The following is a 20402-nucleotide window of genomic DNA, read 5'->3' as shown; positions in this document are numbered from 1 at the left end:
GGGAGAACCGGCCGCCGACGGGGCGGTGGCGACGACGAAGGCGGCGACGAGCTCTTGAAGACGATCCTGCGCTGATCTGCGTCCGCGGCGGGGGAGAATCGTTGACGGAGGGGTTGAGACTGACCACCCCGCCACCACCGTTTTGAAATGGAGCCTCCTCATGCGCCTCGCTCGCCGTGCCCTCGGTCCCATGGCACTCATCACCATGGTGCTGCTGTCTGGATGTGCTGGTGAGCCGGCCCCGGCCTCAGCGCCCCTGACCGCTGAGGCGGAGACTCAGCCGGACGAGAAGGTACGGGCTGAGACGGAGGAGTTCGGGGAGCAGCCGCCCACCGACATCTACCCCGGCGCCTGGGCCTCCGACCAGGAGCGCGCCCTATTGGACTACTGGAACGTCTCCACCTGGGAGGAGGCCGCCGTTGGGATCGGCTGGGCCGGGCTTGTGACCGACGTGCGCGCCAACGAGGTGGGCGAGCTGATTTTCGTCTTCGACGGCTCCAACGTCGACCAGGGCGTGGAGCAGGCCGCCGATCACGCCGTCCAGGAGGTCATGTACTCATTGGGCCCGCTGGACGAGTCGCTCACTTCCGTGGCAGTCATGGACACCCTGCAGGGAGACCTCTTTGAGTGGTGCACCCGCTCGGTCCTTACCCAGTAGGGCTCCAAGACTTGTCCGTACCGGTGCCACTAGTTCGGCACAGTGGAGGTCTGATCTCCCGTTGTGTGCTCCGCCCCTCCGAAAACGTTCCCATCAGGAAACCCTGCAGATGCTGATCTCCCCCCACCCCGCCGTCACCGTTGGGGTCGGCCCTGCCGCGCGCATGATCGCGAAGGTTGCCGACGCCGGCTCGGTATCGATGGTCTACCTTGATCCTCCATACGGCACCGGCCGCCACTTCGGCCACTACGCCGATCCGCTCATCGGTAAGCGCTGGTCCGAGGATCTCGCCTCCACCCTGCGCGCCGTCGAACCCACCCTGGCGTCCCACGCCACTGTCTGGATCCACCTCGACGACGTTTCTGTCTACGCCGGCAAGGTTGTGGCGGATGACGTCTTCGGGCCCGGGCGCTACATCTCCACGGTGGTTTGGGAGAAGAAGGACCGCCCGTCCTACACTCACCCGATCATCGCCAACGTCCTGGACCACATCCTCGTCTACGCCGGCACTGGCACCCCGCGCCAGCTCACCGTCGGTCAGACCACCGAGGGCAAGCGGATCCCCGTCCATCACCGCCAGAACAAAGTCGCCACCCTGACCTTCCCACCGGGGTCGGTCACCATCGGCTTCGACGTCGAGAAGATTGCAGCCGGTCCCCACGACACGAAAGCGATCGAGTCCACCCTGGACGTCGACGTTAAGTTTGAGAACCGGGTCAACGCCATCCCGATGGTGATGACCGGGCCGTTTCGGTATTCGCAGTCCACCATCAACGCCTTGGCCGCCGACGGGGGGATCTTCCACTGCCCGCGACTGCCGCTGCGCCCGAACTACCTGGCCCAACAGATCAAGGGCAAGCCGATGACGACCCTTCTTTCCAATCGGATCCATGGGGTGCCGACCAACGAGGTCGGCCGGTCCGAAACCGGATTTCCGACACCGAAGCCTGTGGGGCTGATCGAGACAATCATCGCCGCGGCCACCCGTCCCGGGGAGCTAGTGCTGGATGCTTACGCCGGTTCCCACACCACCGGTCTTGCCGCGGTGAACTCAGGCCGTCGCGCTGCGTTGGTGGAAATCAGCCCCACCACCGTTCGTGACTTCGGCCTGCCCCGTTTCGGCGCAATGGATCCGGATACCGCAGCGGCTCTGACTGCGATGGCCTATCCGGCTGCCGCAGCCCTCAGAAGGACAATCTCCAAGTTGGAGTTCGCATTGGCCTAGACGGCGGTCTCGAGCTGCAATGACTCATGCCTCCCGCTGAGCGAGGAGACCGGGGGCTGGTTTGGAAGTGCTCTCGCCAGCGGCCGGTTCCGGGTGTGTGATCCAGCAGCGGGTCCTGCAACGCGGCCTGGACTTCACGACGGCCCCGTCCTCAATGACCCCGGCACGACACGCACCGGGCGCGACTGCAGTCGATCATCGCCGAGAGCGGGTTCCGACGCCAAGTGGATCGTGCAGCCGGGCCGGTGGACGCGTAGGACTGACCGTGTCGTTGAGTGCGACCCCGATGCCCTGACGGCTACCACTGGCCGTCGGGCAGGGGATGCCAAGTTGTTGGGAGGGCAGACCCAGCACGTCGCCTGAACAGAGGGTGCGCATCCAGTGCGGTGTTGCTCCGATTGCCTGGACCTGGGTGAGAGCTGCGGTGGCGTCGAAGCCAGGCCACGGGGCGAATTCCATGCCCAGGAACAGATCGGTGCTCGACCACGTGCGGGTGTAGGTGTTGAAAATCTTGACGGTGCCATCGAGGAACTGCGGCGAAAAGCAATGAGAGGCGGGAAACCACTGGTCCCAGGCGACCAGACCCATGCGCGCCGGCGGGGCATCAGTGGAGTAGGGAGGATAGTGGCGCAGCGCCCTGGCCATCCGCTTGCGGGCGCCGGCCAACACCGTGGCGGGGGAGCTGCCCTTGCGGGACGCGTCGGGGTGGGCGGCGACGACGAAGAGCACGACCAGCCCGGAGGTTTCCATGGGGTTGTCGTGCAGCACCTTGGCCCAGCGCTCCATCTTCGCCTCAAGGCCCGCCGAGTAGGAGGCGGTGATCTCCACGACGATGCGCCACCCGTCGTCGCGGACGATGACCGCATCGCCGGTCTTGCCGCCGGCGCGCACCGCGGGCTTACCGAGGCCAACGCCGGTGAGCAGGTCCACGGAGGCGTACTTCTCCCCGAGCACGGTCATGCCGGTGAACTCTGCGACGCGCAGCCCCAGCTCGGTCGCGAGCAGGTTGTGCCGGTCGTACTGGTGGCTGGCCGACCAGCCGTAGCCGCCGTGCACGGCGATCGCTTCAGGGCCGGTGAGGTGGGGCGCCAGGCGCTGCTCGAACACGTTGGTCGGGGCGGGGCGGTACAGCCTTGTCGGGGAGGAGTCGAAGGGGCGAGGGAAGGAACCGATGTCGATGAGCCCCGCCTGGAAAAGACGGCCGACGAAGTTGCGGGAGTTGACGGTGGCGAACTCTTTGGCACCGGTGATCGCGCAGACCTGCTCGCTGGTGATGGTGCGCCAGGAGTCGATGGCAGACAACGCGGCCAGCCGCGAGCCCCGCTTGGTGGGGTGACCCAGCCAAGACGTCATGTTCACATCCTCACCGGGCTCCGCAGAGTGGGGGCGAGGGCTCTTCTCTCCGGTGCTTTCAAGCGGAGAGCGCGAATCGGCGTAGCCCAAGTCGGTCTGCCACACCGCCTGTGAGCCGGGCACCCATAGCCGGCCCCAGTACGGATCCAGTCGACTGGCTGCACGAGAGATCGCTGGAATGCCGGTGTCGAATTCATTGAAGCGAAGGGTTGGGGCCGCCATGCTCCTCGTCCTGACTGGCGTAGGGGCAAGAGGCTCTGCCGCCGCAGCCGACCGGGCGCTCACCAGGACCCTGCTACAGCGAGGGCGACGGGTGCCGTATCGATCCCTGTCCGTCGCGCGACGGCGTCGTGGACGACCACGCCCACGGCCGTCTGGCCGTGCCTGTCGGCGCGCGCCCGCCCTGCCGTGTGGCAGTGATCGGTGCGCAAGGTCTGTGCCGTAGAGGTGTGGGCGGGGAACTGGACGGGGTACATCGCGGCTCCAGCTACGGGGCTCAGCGTGAAAGTCTTGTGGCTCATGAACCACAACATGCGTCGAAATATGGGCCCGGCGAACACCTGAAGCATTTTGCATTTGGCACCGCCAAATCAGTACCCACAAAGTCCGAATCCGTGCGCCCCGCCCCAGCCAGGGCTTCCGTCCTTCCACCCGGCGGTGGCCTGGGCTGATTCGTCATGTCGGCCGTCGCTCTCCCCCGAAAGCTTGATGTGTGTGCGCGGTACCCGTTACGGCGCGTGATGAAAGGTGCGCAACCCACATCGGGGCCGCATCGAACGCGTCGTCATCACCGTTTCACGGCGGAGGCCTTCCCTGGTTCAAGGTGTCCCGGGAACCATGTATGCCAGCGCCTACTCCAGGACGTCCACGTCGCTGAAGACCACCGCGATGCGTGCAGTCTCCCGACTTCATGACGGACACTGCAATGACAGCGGCTTGGACGATCGCGCCGCGCCGCGCGTCACCCAAGAAGCAACTCCGGTACGACCAACACTGGCGGAGTCGGTCTCCGATACGAGAGTTGGGACGTCTATCCGGACGCTTGTCGGGCCCACCATTGGGGCCTTGGGGCGCAGCCCGTGAGTATGCACAGCATTGCGTTGGGGGGGCCATGCGCCAGCGCGGGGAGCGCCATGCCGTCATCCGAGACGCCACGGCGCAGGCGGCGGAGCCGCCAGACAATCAACTGCAGAGCATGCACCTCGTGGCCGGGACGGATCGCCCACGCAGTGGGCCCGCCACGTCCGTCGGCGAGACGGCGAGGACGCGCCAGCGGACGAGCCGGTGACGCCGGCTGTCCACCATGGCGCATCCTCGCCGCGTCGCCCGAGACGTGTCTCGATCCGCCCTTCCCCCGTGGAGACTTCAGAGCAGAGACAGGTGTAGGAAGCAGAGAGTCAGAGGCCAGCAGAGACCCACGAGCGCGAGCGAGGAGGCGCGCCAGCGCCGGATCGGGAAGCGCGAGCGTGACGCCCTACGGCTGCCCCACGCCTCGGTTCTCCCTCTCACCAACACCTTCCTTCATCGCGCCCCGCCCGCGCCCAACCTCCCCCTCCCCATCGACGTCACCACCCCACCTCGACAGCCGTCACACCTCCGCTACCGCGGCCGGCCCGCACGACCTGACGGTCGCGCGCAGGGGAGCACTTCGTGCTCGAAGACCTGGTGCGCGACACCTGCCCTACCGGGCGCTGGGCCTTCTCCCCGGCGGTGCGGTCGGCGATCATGAGGCATGACCGATCACGCTGATGAGGAGACACCGAAGTTCGTCACGTTCCAGCCGTGGCGCGTTCGAGCCTCCATCGGCGTCGTCTTCCTCGTGGTGATCTTCACGGTGCTCGATTCCGTGCCGGGCGGCACATGGAACGGGTGGGGCGCCGTCGTCTACATCGGCGGCTTCGTGAGCTACTCGCTGGTGGTCAACAGATCGGTCACGCTGCGGCTCGACGAGCAGGCCGTGGACATCCGGCAGGGCTGGCGCAAGGCGCGAATACCGTACGAACAGATCACCGAGGTGGCCGTCGGGCCGCGCACCCCGTGGTGGCAGATCGGCCGGCGTCGCCTGGCGGACGGATCCACCGGCTACCTGATGGGCGGGCCCAGCGTGCGCATCGCCACCGCGACGACGTCGGTGGTGGTCTCGGCCAAGGAGTCCTACCGGGTGGTCGGCACGATCCAACGACAACGCGATCACGCCGCCGCGGCACGAAGTTCGGACACGGAGCAGGCCGGGCGCTGAGGCAGCCGAGCCGGCGCCATATCAAGGGAGAACAACGAGATGAGACCACTGCGATACTCGATCAACGTCACGCTCGACGGCTGCTGCCATCACGAGGCAGGGCTTCCCCCGGACGAGGAGTCGATGCGCTACTGGACCGCTGAGATGGAGCGAGCCGATGCCCTGCTCTTCGGCAGGATGACCTACGAGATGATGGAGTCGGCGTGGCGGAAGCCGGCCACGGGCACGTGGCCGGACTGGATGGACGAGTGGGAGATCCCGTTCGCCGAGGCCATCGACCGGGTTAAGAAGTACGTCGTGTCGAGCACGCTGAGCGAGGTCGATTGGAATGCCGAGCTGGTGCGAGGCGACGTGGGGCAAGCGGTTCAGCGGCTCAAGCAGGAGTCGGGCGAGGGCCTGTGGGTGGGTGGCGTGACGCTGCCGACGGCGTTGGCGGATCTGGGACTGATCGACGAGTACGAGTTCGTGGTGCAGCCGGTTCTTGCCGGACACGGGCCGACGTTGCTCTCCGGTCTGCGCGAGCGCATCCAGCTCGGGCTCGTGGATCGCCATGAGTTTCGGTCGGGGGCGGTCGCCATGCGATACCGGCCCACGCGAGTGACGGCTTGACGTGCTTTGTCCTGACACGTTGACCGCTTCCTCGCGAGGGAACAGCGGCTCGGTGTCGTGTTGCCCCGTGTTGGTAGTGCCCCGATCGCGCGGGCATATCGACGGAGGGTCATCGCCCCGAGATGCCGATAGCGGACAGGGCTCAGGGCCGTCCATGCTCGAACGCTTCCGATGACGGGACAGTGTTGGCGATGCAGGCGAGGGGCAGTGACGGTGACGCGGTGACCGTGCCACGATACGAGCAAGGGGGAGGGGGCTGACATGGTGAGGAAGAGTCGCGGGCTGCTCGACGTCCTGGGGCTGGTCCGGGACAGCGCAGGCCGGCGGGGTGGTCGACGGTGAAAGCGAGAGCGCCACGGCGCCGGTCACGGAAGGCTACGGAGGCGCAAGCGCGGAAGGTCTGGTTGGCTGTAGCGCTCCTGGGCTATCTGGCAGGCATCGTGCTGATCGTGATGCTCGTCGGGTCGTGGGACCGCTTAGGGTGGGCGATCGTTGTGCTGATCGTCCTGATCATCGGAGCGGGCGCTGCGTGGTGGCAGGAGCGACGGCGACGGCGGCAGGACCCGCAGGAGCCGAAGTGAGGAGCGGGTTGCGTCGGTTGTTGCTCTTCGTGGCGGGAGTTCTCTTCGTCTACGGGGCGCTGGTCGCCTTGGACGGCACAGGGATCGGCTGGGTGGCACTCCTCGGGGCTGTGCTGATCTTCTTAGGTCTGGTCCTCGACCGTCGCGGCAAGCATGGTGGCCGGCGGTGAGCGTGCGGGCTCCGCAGTCGGCTTCGGTGCGGTCACAGCTCAGTGAGGTCGTTGCTCGATCGAATGCTCATCGCGGCCCCGGGCACTTCCTGCAGCCGGCTCAGTTGTAGCCGTACAGAATGACGTAGCGGTAACTGATCCTGTCGCCGTTCAGCGGCTTGATAGCCGTGCAGGGCTTGGATGAGATGTACCAGGTCGTCGGCCCTGCCTCGACGCTGGCGGCGTCCCTCTTCAGCGCTGCCTGGCACCCGCTCAGAGTGTTGAAGTAGTTGATCATCGTGTTCTGGTAGGCCTGAGCAGGCGCAGTGACTCCGACACCCAACCCCAGGGCGAGCACTGCGGAGAGCATGACTCGACGGACGAGTCGCATCGTGTTCCTTCCGGGCGAGAACCGCTTCCGGTGCGGACGGAAATGCCCGCACCTGGGGAGGAACGTACCGCGCCGGGGCATCGGCGTCATGAACCTGCAGGTCGTTGCGGTCACGTCGGCGGGTGCCGTGAGAAAGTGCCGAGAATCTCCGCTGCAGGCCATGGATGCGTGTTCGGACTGGGACGTAGTCCGCACACATGGTGTTCATGAGCAACCTACGCATGAGCGCCACCGAGCGCCTCGAGCAGCTGCGGGACTTCGTCGCAGCACACGACCGGGCCCCGTCGTGCCGCACCGGTCAGCAGGAAGAGCGGTCGCTGGGAGAGTGTGTCGCCAAGCACAAGAACGCCGAGACCCCCACCGGTGACGCCGTGCGCGAGCTGCTGGACAGCGGCACGATGACCGGTCCCGTCAACGACCTGGAGGACTACCAGAAGTTCTGCACCAAGCACATGCGGGCCCCGATGCCGGGCACCAACGTGGAGCGGGAGCAGGCGCTGTGGGAGTGGGCCAAGGAGCAGTCCGACCCGGCCACACTGGCGAAGATCGCCGCCGTCCGCACGCAGTGCCGGGTCGCGACCCCGGGCGGGAACTACCGGGAGAAGCTGGCGGAGCTGGAGCAGTTCGCCAAGACCCACCGGCGCCCGCCCTCGCCCGAGGCGAAGGACCGGCACGAGAAGACGCTGGCCGCCTGGGTGCGGGTCAACGTCGCCGCCAAGTCCTACCTGGCCAAGGAGATCGAGCTGATCTACCGCGCCCACCGTGCCGACCAGCACCACGCGCAGCGCATCGCCGCCGGTCGGCTGAACGGTCTGGTGGCGTTCATCGCCACCACCGGCCGGCCCCCGCGCATCGACTCTGCCAACGACCGGGAAGTCATCCTGGCGAAGTGGGCGGCCGAGTACTCCCGGTACCCGGAGCGGACCTACGCCGCTCAGGTGACCCGCGTCCTGGCCGCGGCCGGCACCGCCGTTCTGGCGGGGCTGATCACCTGGCCGGTCCCGTCGAGCACCGCCGCCTTCTCTGCGCGCACCGGCACCCGCGCCTCCTGGGCCGTCGCCGCCCCACCACCAGCGCCGACTCTCGGCCGCGCCGTACCCTATGGACTGCTGGCAGCAACCAGCGTCGTCAACAACACCCCCGGCGGGCACGACGCCTCCGTGGGCGCCGACGTCGGAACCCACCCGGGACGTCCATCGAGGCGCTGCACAACAGCGGCTCACGCCCCAACGTCACCGGCTCCGTCGAAGCCGGCACCCCGGTGGCAGCCGCTGCAATGGCCGACGCTCGGGCCCTGGAGAGCGCCCTGTCAGCTCGACAAGCCACCGCGAGCCGCCCGGCGATGCTGACCGACCGGATCACCCCCGGGGTCCACACCAGCACCACCGGGCCGTTCACCATCTCCTCGACGGTCACCCTGGACGCCGAAGGAGACCCGTCGGCTCTGTTCGTCTTCCGCGCCACCACCCTGACCGCCGCCCCGAACAGCCGGATCTTCCTGGCCGGCGGAGCTAGGGCCGCCAACGTCTACTGGGTCGCGGCCGGGAGCATCACGCTGGGAGCCGGCACCACCGCCCGCGGCACCTACCTTGCCCGCGGCAACATCGCGGCCAACCTCAATGCCGGCGGCCCCACCCATCGACTCACCCTGGAGGGGCGCCTGATCAGGCTAGGCACCGCATCCCCCGGCGGTGCCGTCGAAGTCAATCGGCCCCTCATCACCCTCCCCGCCTGAGCCGTTGTGCGTCGGCGCCGCCCCTCCGTCCGCGCACACGGAACCCACGGGCGCCGCACGTCCGGGACCGCCTGCGCAGACCGGAAGGAGTGTCCCGTGCAAACCCTTCACCCGATGATGCTGATTCGGACCCCCTCCGCGGGGGCGGACACGTCAAAGACGGTCGTGTAGTTGAGGACGGCGGTCCAGACCGCAATCCGCACGTCGTTCTCTGACATCCCGGGCGGGTGGTGGGACACGGTCACGGCCCACTCCTGGCCGTCGAACAGCATCTCGACGGAGGTGACGGTGACGTCCCGGGCGGCGAGCGCTCCGACGACGCCGGCGCGGACAAGTGACCCGGCGGGATGAGCGCGAGGAATGGCGGTCATGGTAGTCGTCCTTCCGGCAGCAGCTCGGATCGGCGCTCCCCCATTCATGCGCATCCGGTCGCGAATGTAATGCCCGCTCTTTGCCGGACAACTCGCCCCAGCGCACTGGATCCGTTCCGGTGCGGGTGGAGTCCGCCGTGGTTCCGGCCGGCAGTCCATAGGTCCGTCCCTTGTCCGATGGAACGCCCATGACGTGGAGGAGGCGTCAGAATCCAGCTGCTCATTTTCGCGAAATTCTTATGAAATCCAAAGGTTCTTCCTAGCCCGAGCCGAAGTTCGGGCCGCAGTCTTGGTCCAGGACGGCCCCGGATGCGCCGGGATCCCGGATACGTCGGGCAATTGGGCCGGCGAAGTTCCCGGACGAAGTCCGGCTCGACAGGGAGAACTATGCGTTGGACGTTCAGGACAGTCGAACGTGCCTCTTCCCGAGACCGAAGTGCCGCCCGGAAGCTGTCCAATCGCTTGGTGGGCGTCGACGCGGCCCGCGGCCTGGCGCTCATCGGTCTGATGTCCGTCCACGTCCTGCCTTCCTCCGACGAGACCTTGGAGCCGACCTGGTCCCACATTCTCTTCTCCGGGGACTCGGCGGCGCTGTTCGCTCTGCTGGCCGGCGTCGGTCTGGCTCTGGCATCCGGTGGGACTCGCACGCGCAGGGGCCAGGAGTTGACCGCGGACCGGGTGGCGCTCGTGGTGCGGGCTGTGCTGATCGCTGTAGTGGGACTGGGCATCGGGTCTTTGCTGTCCGACGACCTGCCGGTGGACAACATTCTGATCTACTACAGCGTGTTCTTCCTGCTGGCCGTTCCCTTCCTGGGCTCGGGTCCGATGACGCTGTTCGGCTCAGCGGCGGTCTCCCTGGTCACGGCGCCAGTGCTCATGCAACTGCTGCGCGATGACCTGCCTGGGTTCGTCTCCGGCAACCCCACGTTCGGGGACCTGCTGACGCACCCGGGGGCGACGGCCGCCCAGCTGTTGCTGACCGGTACGTATCCGGCACTGGCGTATCTAACCTATCTGTTGGTCGGGATGGGGCTCGGTCGGCTCGATCTCAGGAGGAGGGCACTCCAGGTCCGTCTGCTGGCGGTCGGCGTGGGCGTGGCGGTCCTTGCCCAGGCCGCCTCGTACGTTTTGCTCTACCGCGCCGGCGGCTACGAACGGTTGCTGGCCGCCTTGTCGGGTGACGAGGAAGAACTGGCTGACGTGCTGGTCTGGGGATCGGACTGGTTGCCCACCGACACGTGGTGGTCACTGGCGATCGACACCCCGCACACCAATGCTCCGCTGGCCATCGCCGCCAGCCTCGGCACAGGCATGGCGGTCTTGGGCTTGTTCCTGCTGATCTCTCGCGATGTCGGGGCCTGGTTGTTGCCGCTGTCGGCGATGGGGTCGATGACTCTGTCCATGTACACCACCCATCTGCTTGCGCTGTCCTTCGAGGTCCACTATGACCGGCCCCACCTGTGGTTCACCATCCAGCTGGTGACGGCGATCCTGTTCGCCGTGGTGTGGCAACGGACACTGGGACAAGGACCGCTGGAGCGGGTGGTCGGCACCATGGCGAAGAGCGCACGCCGACGGTCTCTGGCCGCACCGCCCGGAACGGAGCGTGGTTAAGGGGTCTGTTTGCCAGCAGGGGACTGCGCTCGACCCGTAGGTCCCGGGGTCGTCAGGGAGCGCGCCGTCCCGAAGTCGCTGATCGTCTAGGGTCCCGACACCGCGCCGGTACCGCGGTTCTCGCCGCGGTACCGCGGTGCTGCTCGGACCTCAGTAGCCGCTGGCTCTAGGCATGGTCTCTCTGGTCCCCCTTTTCGAGGGGCCGAACCGATAGCGGTCGGCAAGCACGGCGCACGTGGCCTCCTTCAGGACCTCGAGACCTTCGTTGAGCTCCTCCCGAGAGATGTTCAGGGCGGGCATGGCCTTGAGGACTTCGGACTGGGGGCCCGAGGTCTCGACGAGCAGATGTCGTTCGTAGGCGGCACCGGCAATTTTTTCCGCGAGAGCCGGGTCGGGAAAGTGCACCCCGGCCAGCAGTCCCCGTCCGCGACAGGTGGCTCCTTCCATGAGCGATGCGACCCTAGCGAGGCCTTCCTCGAGCTGCTCCCCACGCTCGACGACGGATCGCTCGAAGCACCCGCCGTCGGCCCAGTACTTCTCCAGAGCGGCGGTGCCGGTGACGAAGGCGGCGTTGTTGCCCCGGAAGGTCCCGTTGTGCTGGCCCGGTTGCCAGATGTCCAGTCCGGGGCGCAGGAGGACCAGCGCCATGGGCAGTCCGTAGCCAGAGATGGACTTCGACAAGCACACGATGTCCGGCGTGATGCCGGCCTCCTCGAAGCTGAAGAACGCACCGGTGCGCCCACAGCCCGCCTGGACGTCGTCGACGATCAGCAGGACGTCGTGCTCCCGGCAGAGCGTCTCGAGACTCCGCAACCACTCGGCACCGGCCGCGTTCAGGCCGCCCTCGCCCTGGACGGTCTCGACGATGACGGCAGCGGGACGTTCCACCCCGGAGCTGGAGTCCGCCCAGGTCCTGGCCAGCCAGGAGAATCCCCAGGACGGATCGTCCAGGTAGCCGTCGTATGGTGCTGTCGTGACGAACGGGAGCGGTACACCCGCTCCATTGCGCTTCATGGCATTGCCGGTGACGGACAGGGACCCCAGGGTCATGCCGTGGAAGGCGTTCGTGAAGGCTGTGACGCCGGTTCGGCCGGTGTTCAGCCGCGCCAGCTTGAGGGCGGCCTCCACGCTGTTCGTCCCTGTGGGACCGGTGAACTGGACCTTGTGGTCGAGGCCGCGCGGTCGGAGCACGTGCTTCTCAAAGGCGGCGAGGAAGCGGCGCTTGGCCGTGGTATAGGTGTCCAAGGAGTGGACGACGCCGTCGGCGGCCAGATATGCGAGCAGTGCACCCTTCAGGTCCGGATCATTGTGCCCGTAGTTCAGCGCTCCGGCGCCGGAGAAGAAGTCCAGGTAGACCTGGCCGTCCTCGGCGTGAAGCCGAGAGCCGCGAGCGGTCTCGAAGACCGCCGGCCAGCTACGGCAGTAGCTGCGAACGTTGGACTCGATGTCCTCGAAGATGGTGGTGGACATGGTGGTAACCCCCGGTGAATGAGAAAGGTGCCAGGCGGTCACCGTGGTGACCGGCGTTCCGCCCGGGCGCTTTTCGGGCGCGTGGTGTTGGGTGCCCGTCCGGGTGAATGCCCTGACGGGGGGAGGTGTCCGGCCGGGATGGGAGTTGGGGGATCGGCCTGTGCCGAAGCACCCTCCGGTCCGACAAGATGCATCGGTTGGAAATTACCGGCTGGTTATCGGAGTGATTCGGCATGGCTTAGACCCTAGTCACACGCAAACGCCTTGCCTAAGAATCTCCGAACATTACCAAGGGTTCTCCATCGCAACCCGTCATGTTCACATCTGCAACGAATATTTGCTTTAGCACCTCTTTGACATGGAGAAACATCGCGACCAACTCTCTAACGTTTGAATCTCCGGCGTTACCCTGATTTCCATCTGACCACTTCGGATGGGGAATGCTAGAGGGATCCGAGGGAGAAACTGAGGCGACGATGGCCGTGATTTGACGTGCTTTGGTCACGCCACTTTGAATCGATGGGGGAGTTGTATGTTTGTTAACAGGCACGGCTCGCAGACGTTGTGCGCGTCACAGTCCATGCGTGTCGCCATCCGCCGCGACGTAGTGGCACGACGAGCTGTTCGGCACGACAGGGCTGTCCGGGGCTGGTCGGAAAACTTGGGAAGCAGCTGTCCCGTCCTGGCGGCTGGTGCTCCCGCATGGTTTTCTCCTCTGCGTGTCGGTGCTCCCGCCGTCCTGATCCTGCTCGAAGCAAGAAGCATTTAATGCAGAAACAAGTGACGGCTGAGCCGCGCGTTCCGCGACACCACCATGCCGGTCCGGACCCTGCACCTACCGGTTCGAGCCACGTGCTCGTACGGCAGGACGTCGACAACACGGTCCGCTGGCGGTCCGGTGAGCGTTTGGAGCACTACTTCGAACAGCGGTGCGACGAGGTGCCGTCCGATCATCCGGCGGTGATCACCGAGGACGGCGCCCTGACGTTCCGGGATCTGGACGCGCGGGCCAATCAGACGGCCAGGTACTTTCTGGAATCGGGCCTGCGGGCCGGCGACCGGATCGGGGTGCTCTTCGACAAGTCGGTTCACGGCTACGTGGCACTGTTGGCTCTGCTCAAGATCGGGGCCGCCTACGTTCCCCTAGATCCAAGCTTTCCGGCCGACCGGATCGCCTACATCATCGATGACGCGGGGATCGGGGCAATCGTCTCGGTCTCAGCGTTTGAAGCCAAGCTCGTGGATTTTCCGGTCCGGCGCTTCTACCAGGACGAGATTGCCAATCAGGTCGGAAGCAGACCTGCCCACCGTCTGGAGGACCACGAGAAGCCCTCCGGGGATGGCGATGAACTCTTCTACATCATTTACACCTCGGGCACGACCGGCAAGCCCAAGGGCGTGGCCATCGAGCACGCCGGAATCTGCAACTTCGTCAAGGTCGCCGGGGAGCTCTACGGCTATCAGCCGGCGGACCGTTGCTACCAGGGCATGACCCTGGCCTTCGACTTCCACGTCGAAGACTTGTGGACGCCGCTCGTGGCCGGTACGACACTTGTGGCGGGCAAATCCGGGGGCAGCCTGTTCGGTGCTGACCTGCACGCCTATCTGAGTGCGCAACACGTCACGGTGCTTCCTTGTGTTCCAACGCTGTGGGCGACCCTCGAGGAAGACCTGCCGGAGGTCCGGATCATCCAGCTGTCCGGGGAGTCAGTTCCGCACCATTTAGTGGCCCGCTGGCACCGGCCGGGCCGCCAGATCCTCAATGCGTACGGTCCGACCGAGTGCTCGGTGAGCTCGACCCTGCGGGTCCTCGAACCCGAGCGCCCGGTCACCATCGGAGTGCCGCTGCCCACGTATACGGTGGTGATCCTCGACGAGCACCGGCCCGCTGAGGCCGTGCCGGGGTCGATCGGGGAGATAGGCATCGCAGGTCCCTGCCTGGCTCGCGGCTATCTGAATCGGGAGGAGCTCACCGAGCAGAAGTTCATCCCGGACTTCCTGCGCCTTTCTAACAACCCCTCGGGCCGGATCTACCGCACCGGTGACTACGGCCGCATCAGCGCGGACGGTGAGTTGGAGTTCCACGGACGGATCGACACTCAGGTGAAGCTGCGGGGTTACCGCATCGAGCTCGGCGAGATCGAATCGGTGCTGACGCAAAATCCTTCGGTGGCTCATGCCGTCGTCAACCCTTACGAGACTGCGCCCGGCACCACCGAGTTGGTGGCCTACTACATCCGCAAACAAGGCGCCCCCGATCCCGTACCAGCCGAGGTGGCCGAGAACCTGCGCCGTCAGCTGCCTCCCTACATGGTGCCGGGCTACATGGAGGAGCTGGCGTTCATTCCCATGACGAGCAATCTCAAGGTCGATCGCAAGGCGCTGCCCGCCCCGAAGGGCCCCCGCCTGGCCGTGTCCGCGGGCACGCACGTTCCGCCGCGGACCGACACGGAGAACGTCCTGGCCGAGGCCCTCATGGAGATCATGAGCATCGAACAGGTGTCGATTACGGACGACTTCTTCATGGATCTGGGGGCACACTCCCTGCTTATGGCCAGGTTCGGGGCCGAGATACGCAAACGGATGAACCTCCCCTTCGTGTCGATGCGCGAAATCTACCTCCACCCCAACCTCGAAGACCTCGCGCTGCGACTCGAGTCGATGGTCATGGAAGCACCATCCGCCACGGATGGACCGTCGTACCAGGAAGATTTCTACCGGCCATCGAGCTTCGACTACCGTCTGTGCGGAACGCTTCAGGTGTTCACCTACGTCGGGTGGTCATTCGTCAGCCTATGGCTGTTCGTGACGGGGATCGTGTGGGCGTACGAGGCGTTGCCTAACCTCGCGGAGACCTATCTGCGGCTGATCGTCTACGCGATGGCGATCTTCGTCCTCTACAGCATCATTCCGATCCTGCTCAAGTGGTTGCTGATAGGCCGGTGGCAAGCGGAGGTCATCCCGATCTGGAGCATGAGATATTTCCGTTTCTGGTTCGTCAAGACGTCCACGCGCATCGCTCCCATGGCCCTGGCCGGAGGCCCCATCCGCAATCTGTACCTGCGGCTTCTCGGAGCCAGGATCGGCGCCAACACAGTGATCCAGTCCCGGATGATCCCCGTGACCACGGATCTCCTGTCGATCGGGTCGCACACCATCATCGAAAAGGACACGGTCGTCCAGGGGTACAAAGCGCGGTCTAACCGCATCTACATCGGTGCCATCGACATCGGTTCGAACGCATTCGTCGGCGAGGCCGGGGTGATCGACATCAACACTGTCATGGAGGACCGTGCGCAGCTGGCCTTCGCCTCGTCGCTGCACGAGGGACAGAGAATTCCTGAGGGCAAGCACTTCCACGGCAGTCCTGCCGTCGAGACGACTGCCGACTATTGCGCAATCGACGCAAGACGATGCGGAGCAGTGCGTCGATGGATCTACGCGCTGGGATTTCTGCTCTTCGGTTTCGCCCTCGCCGCGGTGCCGATGACCCTCATCCTCCACGGAGCTCCTGAGCTGTGGCGCAGGATCATCCAGTGGGAGAACGAAGTGCTCGCCCACGACATGCACCTTCTGACCCACGTAATCTCGGCGACTGTCCTCGCGCTGATCTGGTTCGCATGTCTCACGGTGCTCAGGCTTCTCACCATCGGCATTGTCCCTCGCGTGCTCAACCTGTTCCTGCAGGAGGAGCGCACCTATGTGCTCTACGGCTTCCACTACTTCATCCAGCAGATGATCAGCCGCACCAGCAACTCCGTCTTCAGCAACCGGTTGTTCGGGGACAGCTCAGCCATCGTCTACTACCTGCGGTGGGTGGGCTACCGGCTCAACAATGTGATCCAAACGGGATCCAACTTTGGGATCAACCAGAAGCACGAGAACCCCTTCATGGTCGATGTCGGCTCTGGCACGATGGTCTCCGGGGGCATCAAGTTCGTCAACGAGACGATGTCGAGCGACGCCTTCAAGCTCGGAACCGTGAAAGTGGGGGAGCGAAACTATCTGGGCAATTACCTGCACCTTCCGAGCAACTCGGTGGTCGGCGAGAACGTCCTCATAGGCACCAAGGCCCTCACCCCCATCTACGGGCCCGTGCGGACAAACATCGGCCTCCTCGGCTCTCCGGCGTTCGAAATCCCTCGTGCCACGGCGAGAGACCTTCGGATGTCCCAGATCGATGAGCCCACCCGAGAGCGCCTGTTGCACGCGAAGAACCGCTACAACTTCGGCAGCGCAGTGCTGTACCTGCTCAATGCCTGGGTCGTCTCCATGATCCTGACCACGGGGGTCGTCTCGGCCGTCGCGGTCTATCCAAGTGCAGGGATCCTCGGTACCTATGCCGTCACCGGGCTGTTGCTGCTCTGCACCGTGCTGTGGATGTGGGTAGTCGAACGAGGCGTGCTGCGATTCGGACAGCTGGAGCCGCAGATAGTTCCGCTCCTCGACTCTTACTTCTGGTTTCACGAGCGGGTGTGGAAACTCACCACACTGTGGTTCATCGCTCCACTGTTCGCCGGCACACCGATCAAAAACATGTTTTCCCGCATGGAAGGCGTCCACCTGGGGAAAATGGTGTTCGACGACGGCGCCTACTTCGACGAATACACCCTCATCACGATCGGTGACTACACCAATCTCAACTCGCACATCGTCATCCAGCCCCACTCTCTCGAAGAAGGTGTCTTCAAATCGGGACGGGTGAACGTGGGCATGGGCTGCAACCTCGATTGCGCCGCCAACCTGCACTATGACGTCACGATGGGAGACCTGGCCGTCATCGGTCAGAACTCGTTTGTGATGAAGGGCGAGGTGATCGAAAGCGGCTCGACGTGGATCGGCAATCCTGCGCAGTCTGCTGCCAGTTCTCTTCCCGCTTCGGCCGTGAAGGGTGGATGACCTCTCATGCGTGTGCTTCTCAATGAACCCGTGGACACTGGGGCTGAACTCGACCCCGACCCTCCGTTGGACTTCCACCGCCGGCTTCCGGGCTATGCGGTCACCCGGCTAGTCCAGGCGCCGCGCCTGGCAAGGCTCTTGGGTGTGGGAAGCGTCGTGGTGAAGGACGAGACCTCACGTTTTGGACTTCCCTCCTTTAAGATCCTGGGGGCGTCCTGGGCGACGTACGCGGCTCTGCGCGAGACCCTGGGGCCTGCTCCGGGCGGCAACCTCACACCGGAGATGCTGCAGGCCTGGGCTTCGCCCGCGCGCCCGCTGACCCTTGTGGCGGCCACCGATGGCAACCACGGCCGAGCCGTCGCCCGTGTGGCCAACTGGTTCGGCTTCGGGGCGCGCATCTTCGTTCCGCAATTCGTCTCGGAGGGCCGCCGCCGGGCCATCACCGATGAAGGGGCGGAGGTGGTCGTGGTGAACGGCAACTACGACGCAGCGGTGGACGCAGCGCTAGAGGACGCCGAACTGCACGGCCGGTTCCTCATCAGTGACACTGCCCGATCCGTGTCCGACGTTATACCACAACTGGTCTCGGCGGGGTACACCACTTCGTTCCTGGAAGTCGAGGCACAGCTGTGCGCCGAGGGCGGGGAGGACGTGGATGCGATAGGCATTCAAGCCGGCGTGGGCGGTTTGGCCGCGGCGGCCACCGTCTGGGCGCGACGGCCGCGCTCCGGACGCCCGGCGAGTGTGGTCGTCGCCGAGCCCGAAGGAGCTGCAAGTGTCTTGACGGCTGTGGCCTCCGGGCAGCCGCAGACTGTCGCGGCCGCCACACCGACTGCCATGGCCGTCCTACAGTGCGGAACTGTGTCGCTCACCGCCTTTCCCCGGCTCGCGGCCGGCGTCAGTTGCTGTGTCGCCATCGAGGACACCTGGGGCCTCGTAGCGGCAGCTGAAATGGCGTCCTCAGGCGTGGACACCGGTCCCAGCGGCGCAGCCGGTCTTGCCGGGCTGATGGCAGGACTCCGGGGAACGTTCGCAGGGGCAGTCAGGGAGCATCTCGGCCTCGGAGTCCATTCGCGCTTGTTGTTCGTGGCCACCGAAGCCGCGGCGGCGAGTCCCTGCCCGGAGAACAAGCTGCCCCTGTAACCGGATCCGGCTCCCTCTTCGAGCGCAGAGCGCGATCTGGGCGAACGTCGACGGCAGCGTGGGGACAGAGCTTCGTTCCCGGCGACGAACGGCCAAAATGAAGAGGCGAGCACATGCTCTGGAGGTGCACTGCGGTGCGGCCGCGGCCCGTCTGCGATTCACCCTCACGCATGTCCACAAGCACCCAGGCTGACACAAGGGGCCCGAGCACAGCCGAGCACGCCGTGGGTGCATGGTTCGGCCGTCGGACGGGAACTCTTCGTGCGCGGGACGTCGTGGGTGTCCCGGAAGACCGACGGGGGGAGCACTCCACGGACCTGGCCCGCGGCACTTGCGTCGTGTGTCGGTCGGAAGGTAAGCAACTACCGACCAGTCAACGAAGCAGTAGCGGAAATTTATTATCGTAATGATTTGTCTTTGTCAAGATTTGCTATTGAACCCCTAGTCAGAACGGACTTAGGCTCGCCTCACCTTTTCCGACTAGGGGGATACAGTGAAAAATCTGCGCAGCAGGATGGCCGCCGCCACACTGGCCGCAATGCTCGTGACGGGTGGGTCCATGGCACCGGCACTCGCCGACGGCGGGGGCGGCAAGGACACCACGGACGGCAAGGTCGTCGTGCACATCGAGACCTACAAGAAGAACGGGGCCAAGAAGAGCGTCGAGACCAAGGACCTGTCCTACGACAGGGCCGCCAAGCGGGCCGCCGACAAGTGCGGTCTGAAGAGCGAGCGGGCGCTCAAGGACCTGCGGCGCCAGGCGTGGTCCGTCGACAAGCACGACACGAAGTGGAAGGTCCTCGTCTGCTCCGACGAGAAGGGCAAGAAGGGCAAGAAGGAGTACGTCAAGGTGCACTTCGTCGACAACAAGGAGAAGAAGGACGACAAGAAGCGGTACTAGTCACCCGCACACGGAAGGTGCCCGTCCGGCGATCGGACGGGCACCTTCCGTGTGGGCGGCTCCGGCGGACGACCGGCCCGAGCGCGCCCGCCGGCGGCGTCCCCGATGGTAGCTTGGTGCTCAGTCCACGTACTTTTCTCATCATCAACGGAGGCGGGCATGAGTCATTCGGTAGGCCCCAGCACGGGCGCGACGTCTGGAGCGAGGTCGGAGCACTCCGACCCCGGATCGGCATCGATCCTCGACGTCGTCAAGGTCTTCGCCCGGCTGCTGCCCAAGCAGCTCAAGGACGAGGCGCAGCTCGCCAAACTCGAGCTCACGGAGAAGGCGAAGACGCTGGGCAAGGGCGCGGCCTTCGTCGTCGTCGGCCTGGTCTTCCTGCTGCTGGCCACGATCGCCCTGGTCGGTGCGGCGATCGCCGGCCTGTCGCAGATCATGCCGGCCTGGCTCGCGGCCCTGCTGCTCGCCGTGCTGTTCCTGATCATCCTGGCCGTCGCGGCGCTGATCGGGGTGTCCACCATCAAGAAGGCCCTGCCGCTCGTGCCGCGCAAGGCCGTCTTCGGGACGAAGTACGACCTCGGCGTGGTCAAGGAGGGCTCCGCCTACACCGAGAGCCGCGTCCAGCGCGAGGAGCAGCTGGCCCGCGAGCGCAAGGAGCAGCAGAAGCGCGAGGCCGCGCAGGACCCCGCCCAGCAGAAGCCCCCGGCACCCACCGAGGAGCAGCTGCGGCACCGGCTCAAGCTGCGCCGCGAGCACCTCAAGACGTTGCGCGACGACGTCCAGGGGCGGGCGGAGACCATCCAGTCCGCGACCAAGGGCTTCGTGGACCGCACCAGCCACACCGTGAAGACCACCCCGAAGGACGTGAAGAGCCTGCTCGTCCAGGGCGGCGCGAAGCCGCGCTCGTCCGCCCGCACCGGGCAGGCCGGCCTCGGCGACCGGTGGCAGCCGCTCACGGTGCTGGCCGTGGCGGGGAGCGCGTTCGTCGTCTTCCTCCGCAAGCTGTTCCGGTGACGTCGCCGTCCACGGGCCGCCCGTGGACGAGCGCACCGGTCGAAGGCCCG

16 protein-coding genes are annotated in these 20402 nt (G+C 65.7%); 12 read left to right on the top strand and 4 right to left on the bottom strand.

The window, feature by feature from the left end; translation table 11 throughout:
• The first annotated feature begins 190 nt into the window (after window positions 1–190).
• Window positions 191–658 carry a hypothetical protein gene (locus ACYVM4_RS09805; RefSeq protein ID WP_460668405.1) on the top strand — a complete coding sequence of 156 codons (468 nt, stop codon included), beginning with the start codon at window positions 191–193 and terminating at the stop codon, window positions 656–658.
• Between the two features lie 109 nt (window positions 659–767).
• Window positions 768–1883, top strand: a complete 1116-nt coding sequence (locus ACYVM4_RS09800; RefSeq protein WP_460668404.1) for a DNA methyltransferase — start codon at window positions 768–770, stop codon at window positions 1881–1883.
• Window positions 1884–2078: 195 nt separating this feature from the next.
• On the opposite strand, the gene ACYVM4_RS09795 is transcribed toward ACYVM4_RS09800, so the two are convergent.
• Window positions 2079–3236, bottom strand: a complete 1158-nt coding sequence (locus tag ACYVM4_RS09795; protein WP_460668403.1) for a hypothetical protein — start codon at window positions 3234–3236, stop codon at window positions 2079–2081.
• A gap of 1732 nt (window positions 3237–4968) precedes the next feature.
• Between ACYVM4_RS09795 and ACYVM4_RS09790 the strand changes: the two genes are divergently transcribed.
• From ACYVM4_RS09790 to ACYVM4_RS09780, 3 genes are all read left to right on the top strand, one after another.
• A complete protein-coding gene (locus ACYVM4_RS09790) occupies window positions 4969–5475 on the top strand; it encodes a hypothetical protein (protein WP_460668402.1) in 507 nt (168 codons plus the stop codon).
• A 39-nt stretch (window positions 5476–5514) separates the two neighbouring features.
• Window positions 5515–6084, top strand: a complete 570-nt coding sequence (locus tag ACYVM4_RS09785) for a dihydrofolate reductase family protein (protein WP_460668401.1) — start codon at window positions 5515–5517, stop codon at window positions 6082–6084.
• Window positions 6085–6488: 404 nt separating this feature from the next.
• The gene (locus tag ACYVM4_RS09780; protein ID WP_460668400.1) at window positions 6489–6665 is read left to right on the top strand and encodes a hypothetical protein; all 177 of its coding nucleotides are present in this window, start codon (window positions 6489–6491) and stop codon (window positions 6663–6665) included.
• A gap of 270 nt (window positions 6666–6935) precedes the next feature.
• On the opposite strand, the gene ACYVM4_RS09775 is transcribed toward ACYVM4_RS09780, so the two are convergent.
• Window positions 6936–7205 (bottom strand): hypothetical protein, encoded by a 270-nt coding sequence (locus tag ACYVM4_RS09775; RefSeq protein WP_460668399.1) that lies wholly within the window; start codon window positions 7203–7205, stop codon window positions 6936–6938.
• Window positions 7206–7411: 206 nt separating this feature from the next.
• Here ACYVM4_RS09775 and ACYVM4_RS09770 point away from each other — a divergent pair, with 206 nt between their 5' ends.
• Both ACYVM4_RS09770 and ACYVM4_RS09765 read left to right on the top strand, forming a co-directional pair.
• Entirely contained in the window at window positions 7412–8554 is a 1143-nt protein-coding gene (locus ACYVM4_RS09770; protein WP_460668398.1) for a hypothetical protein, read from the top strand.
• Window positions 8482–8940 carry an ice-binding family protein gene (locus ACYVM4_RS09765; RefSeq protein ID WP_460668397.1) on the top strand — a complete coding sequence of 153 codons (459 nt, stop codon included), beginning with the start codon at window positions 8482–8484 and terminating at the stop codon, window positions 8938–8940. Before ACYVM4_RS09770 ends, ACYVM4_RS09765 begins: the two co-directional genes overlap by 73 nt.
• Window positions 8941–9047: 107 nt before the next feature.
• Here the strand turns inward: ACYVM4_RS09765 and ACYVM4_RS09760 are convergent, their stop codons facing one another.
• Complete coding sequence (locus tag ACYVM4_RS09760; RefSeq protein ID WP_460668396.1) at window positions 9048–9311, bottom strand: hypothetical protein; 264 nt, start codon at window positions 9309–9311, stop codon at window positions 9048–9050.
• 465 nt (window positions 9312–9776) lie between these two features.
• On the opposite strand from ACYVM4_RS09760, the gene ACYVM4_RS09755 reads away from it, so the two are divergent.
• Entirely contained in the window at window positions 9777–10925 is a 1149-nt protein-coding gene (locus ACYVM4_RS09755; protein WP_460668395.1) for a heparan-alpha-glucosaminide N-acetyltransferase domain-containing protein, read from the top strand.
• Window positions 10926–11075: 150 nt separating this feature from the next.
• Here the strand turns inward: ACYVM4_RS09755 and ectB are convergent, their stop codons facing one another.
• Window positions 11076–12395 (bottom strand): diaminobutyrate--2-oxoglutarate transaminase, encoded by a 1320-nt coding sequence (ectB, locus tag ACYVM4_RS09750; RefSeq protein ID WP_460668394.1) that lies wholly within the window; start codon window positions 12393–12395, stop codon window positions 11076–11078.
• A 768-nt stretch (window positions 12396–13163) separates the two neighbouring features.
• Here ectB and ACYVM4_RS09745 point away from each other — a divergent pair.
• From ACYVM4_RS09745 to ACYVM4_RS09730, 4 genes are all read left to right on the top strand, one after another.
• Complete coding sequence (locus ACYVM4_RS09745) at window positions 13164–17294, top strand: Pls/PosA family non-ribosomal peptide synthetase (RefSeq protein WP_460668393.1); 4131 nt, start codon at window positions 13164–13166, stop codon at window positions 17292–17294.
• A gap of 6 nt (window positions 17295–17300) precedes the next feature.
• Window positions 17301–18437, top strand: a complete 1137-nt coding sequence (locus tag ACYVM4_RS09740) for a pyridoxal-phosphate dependent enzyme (RefSeq protein ID WP_460668392.1) — start codon at window positions 17301–17303, stop codon at window positions 18435–18437.
• Window positions 18438–18951: 514 nt separating this feature from the next.
• The gene (locus ACYVM4_RS09735) at window positions 18952–19338 is read left to right on the top strand and encodes a hypothetical protein (RefSeq protein ID WP_460668391.1); all 387 of its coding nucleotides are present in this window, start codon (window positions 18952–18954) and stop codon (window positions 19336–19338) included.
• A 159-nt stretch (window positions 19339–19497) separates the two neighbouring features.
• A complete protein-coding gene (locus ACYVM4_RS09730; protein WP_460668390.1) occupies window positions 19498–20352 on the top strand; it encodes a phage holin family protein in 855 nt (284 codons plus the stop codon).
• Window positions 20353–20402: the final 50 nt, after the last annotated feature.

The organism is Kocuria himachalensis (assembly GCF_054784195.1).
The sequence above is the reverse complement of the archived record's forward strand: the minus strand, read 5'-3'. Positions and strand labels throughout refer to the sequence as shown.

What these genes read in the sequence shown, in the direction of transcription:
- ACYVM4_RS09805 (WP_460668405.1), top strand. Translation starts at nt 191, where the DNA reads ATGGCACTCATCACCATGGTGCTGCTGTCTGGATGTGCTGGTGAGCCG.
- ACYVM4_RS09800 (WP_460668404.1), top strand. Translation starts at nt 768, where the DNA reads ATGCTGATCTCCCCCCACCCCGCCGTCACCGTTGGGGTCGGCCCTGCC.
- ACYVM4_RS09795 (WP_460668403.1), bottom strand. Translation starts at nt 3,236, where the DNA reads ATGACGTCTTGGCTGGGTCACCCCACCAAGCGGGGCTCGCGGCTGGCC.
- ACYVM4_RS09790 (WP_460668402.1), top strand. Translation starts at nt 4,969, where the DNA reads ATGACCGATCACGCTGATGAGGAGACACCGAAGTTCGTCACGTTCCAG.
- ACYVM4_RS09785 (WP_460668401.1), top strand. Translation starts at nt 5,515, where the DNA reads ATGAGACCACTGCGATACTCGATCAACGTCACGCTCGACGGCTGCTGC.
- ACYVM4_RS09775 (WP_460668399.1), bottom strand. Translation starts at nt 7,205, where the DNA reads ATGCGACTCGTCCGTCGAGTCATGCTCTCCGCAGTGCTCGCCCTGGGG.
- ACYVM4_RS09770 (WP_460668398.1), top strand. Translation starts at nt 7,412, where the DNA reads ATGAGCAACCTACGCATGAGCGCCACCGAGCGCCTCGAGCAGCTGCGG.
- ACYVM4_RS09765 (WP_460668397.1), top strand. Translation starts at nt 8,482, where the DNA reads ATGGCCGACGCTCGGGCCCTGGAGAGCGCCCTGTCAGCTCGACAAGCC.
- ACYVM4_RS09760 (WP_460668396.1), bottom strand. Translation starts at nt 9,311, where the DNA reads ATGACCGCCATTCCTCGCGCTCATCCCGCCGGGTCACTTGTCCGCGCC.
- ectB (WP_460668394.1), bottom strand. Translation starts at nt 12,395, where the DNA reads ATGTCCACCACCATCTTCGAGGACATCGAGTCCAACGTTCGCAGCTAC.
- ACYVM4_RS09745 (WP_460668393.1), top strand. Translation starts at nt 13,164, where the DNA reads ATGCAGAAACAAGTGACGGCTGAGCCGCGCGTTCCGCGACACCACCAT.
- ACYVM4_RS09740 (WP_460668392.1), top strand. Translation starts at nt 17,301, where the DNA reads ATGCGTGTGCTTCTCAATGAACCCGTGGACACTGGGGCTGAACTCGAC.
- ACYVM4_RS09735 (WP_460668391.1), top strand. Translation starts at nt 18,952, where the DNA reads ATGGCCGCCGCCACACTGGCCGCAATGCTCGTGACGGGTGGGTCCATG.
- ACYVM4_RS09730 (WP_460668390.1), top strand. Translation starts at nt 19,498, where the DNA reads ATGAGTCATTCGGTAGGCCCCAGCACGGGCGCGACGTCTGGAGCGAGG.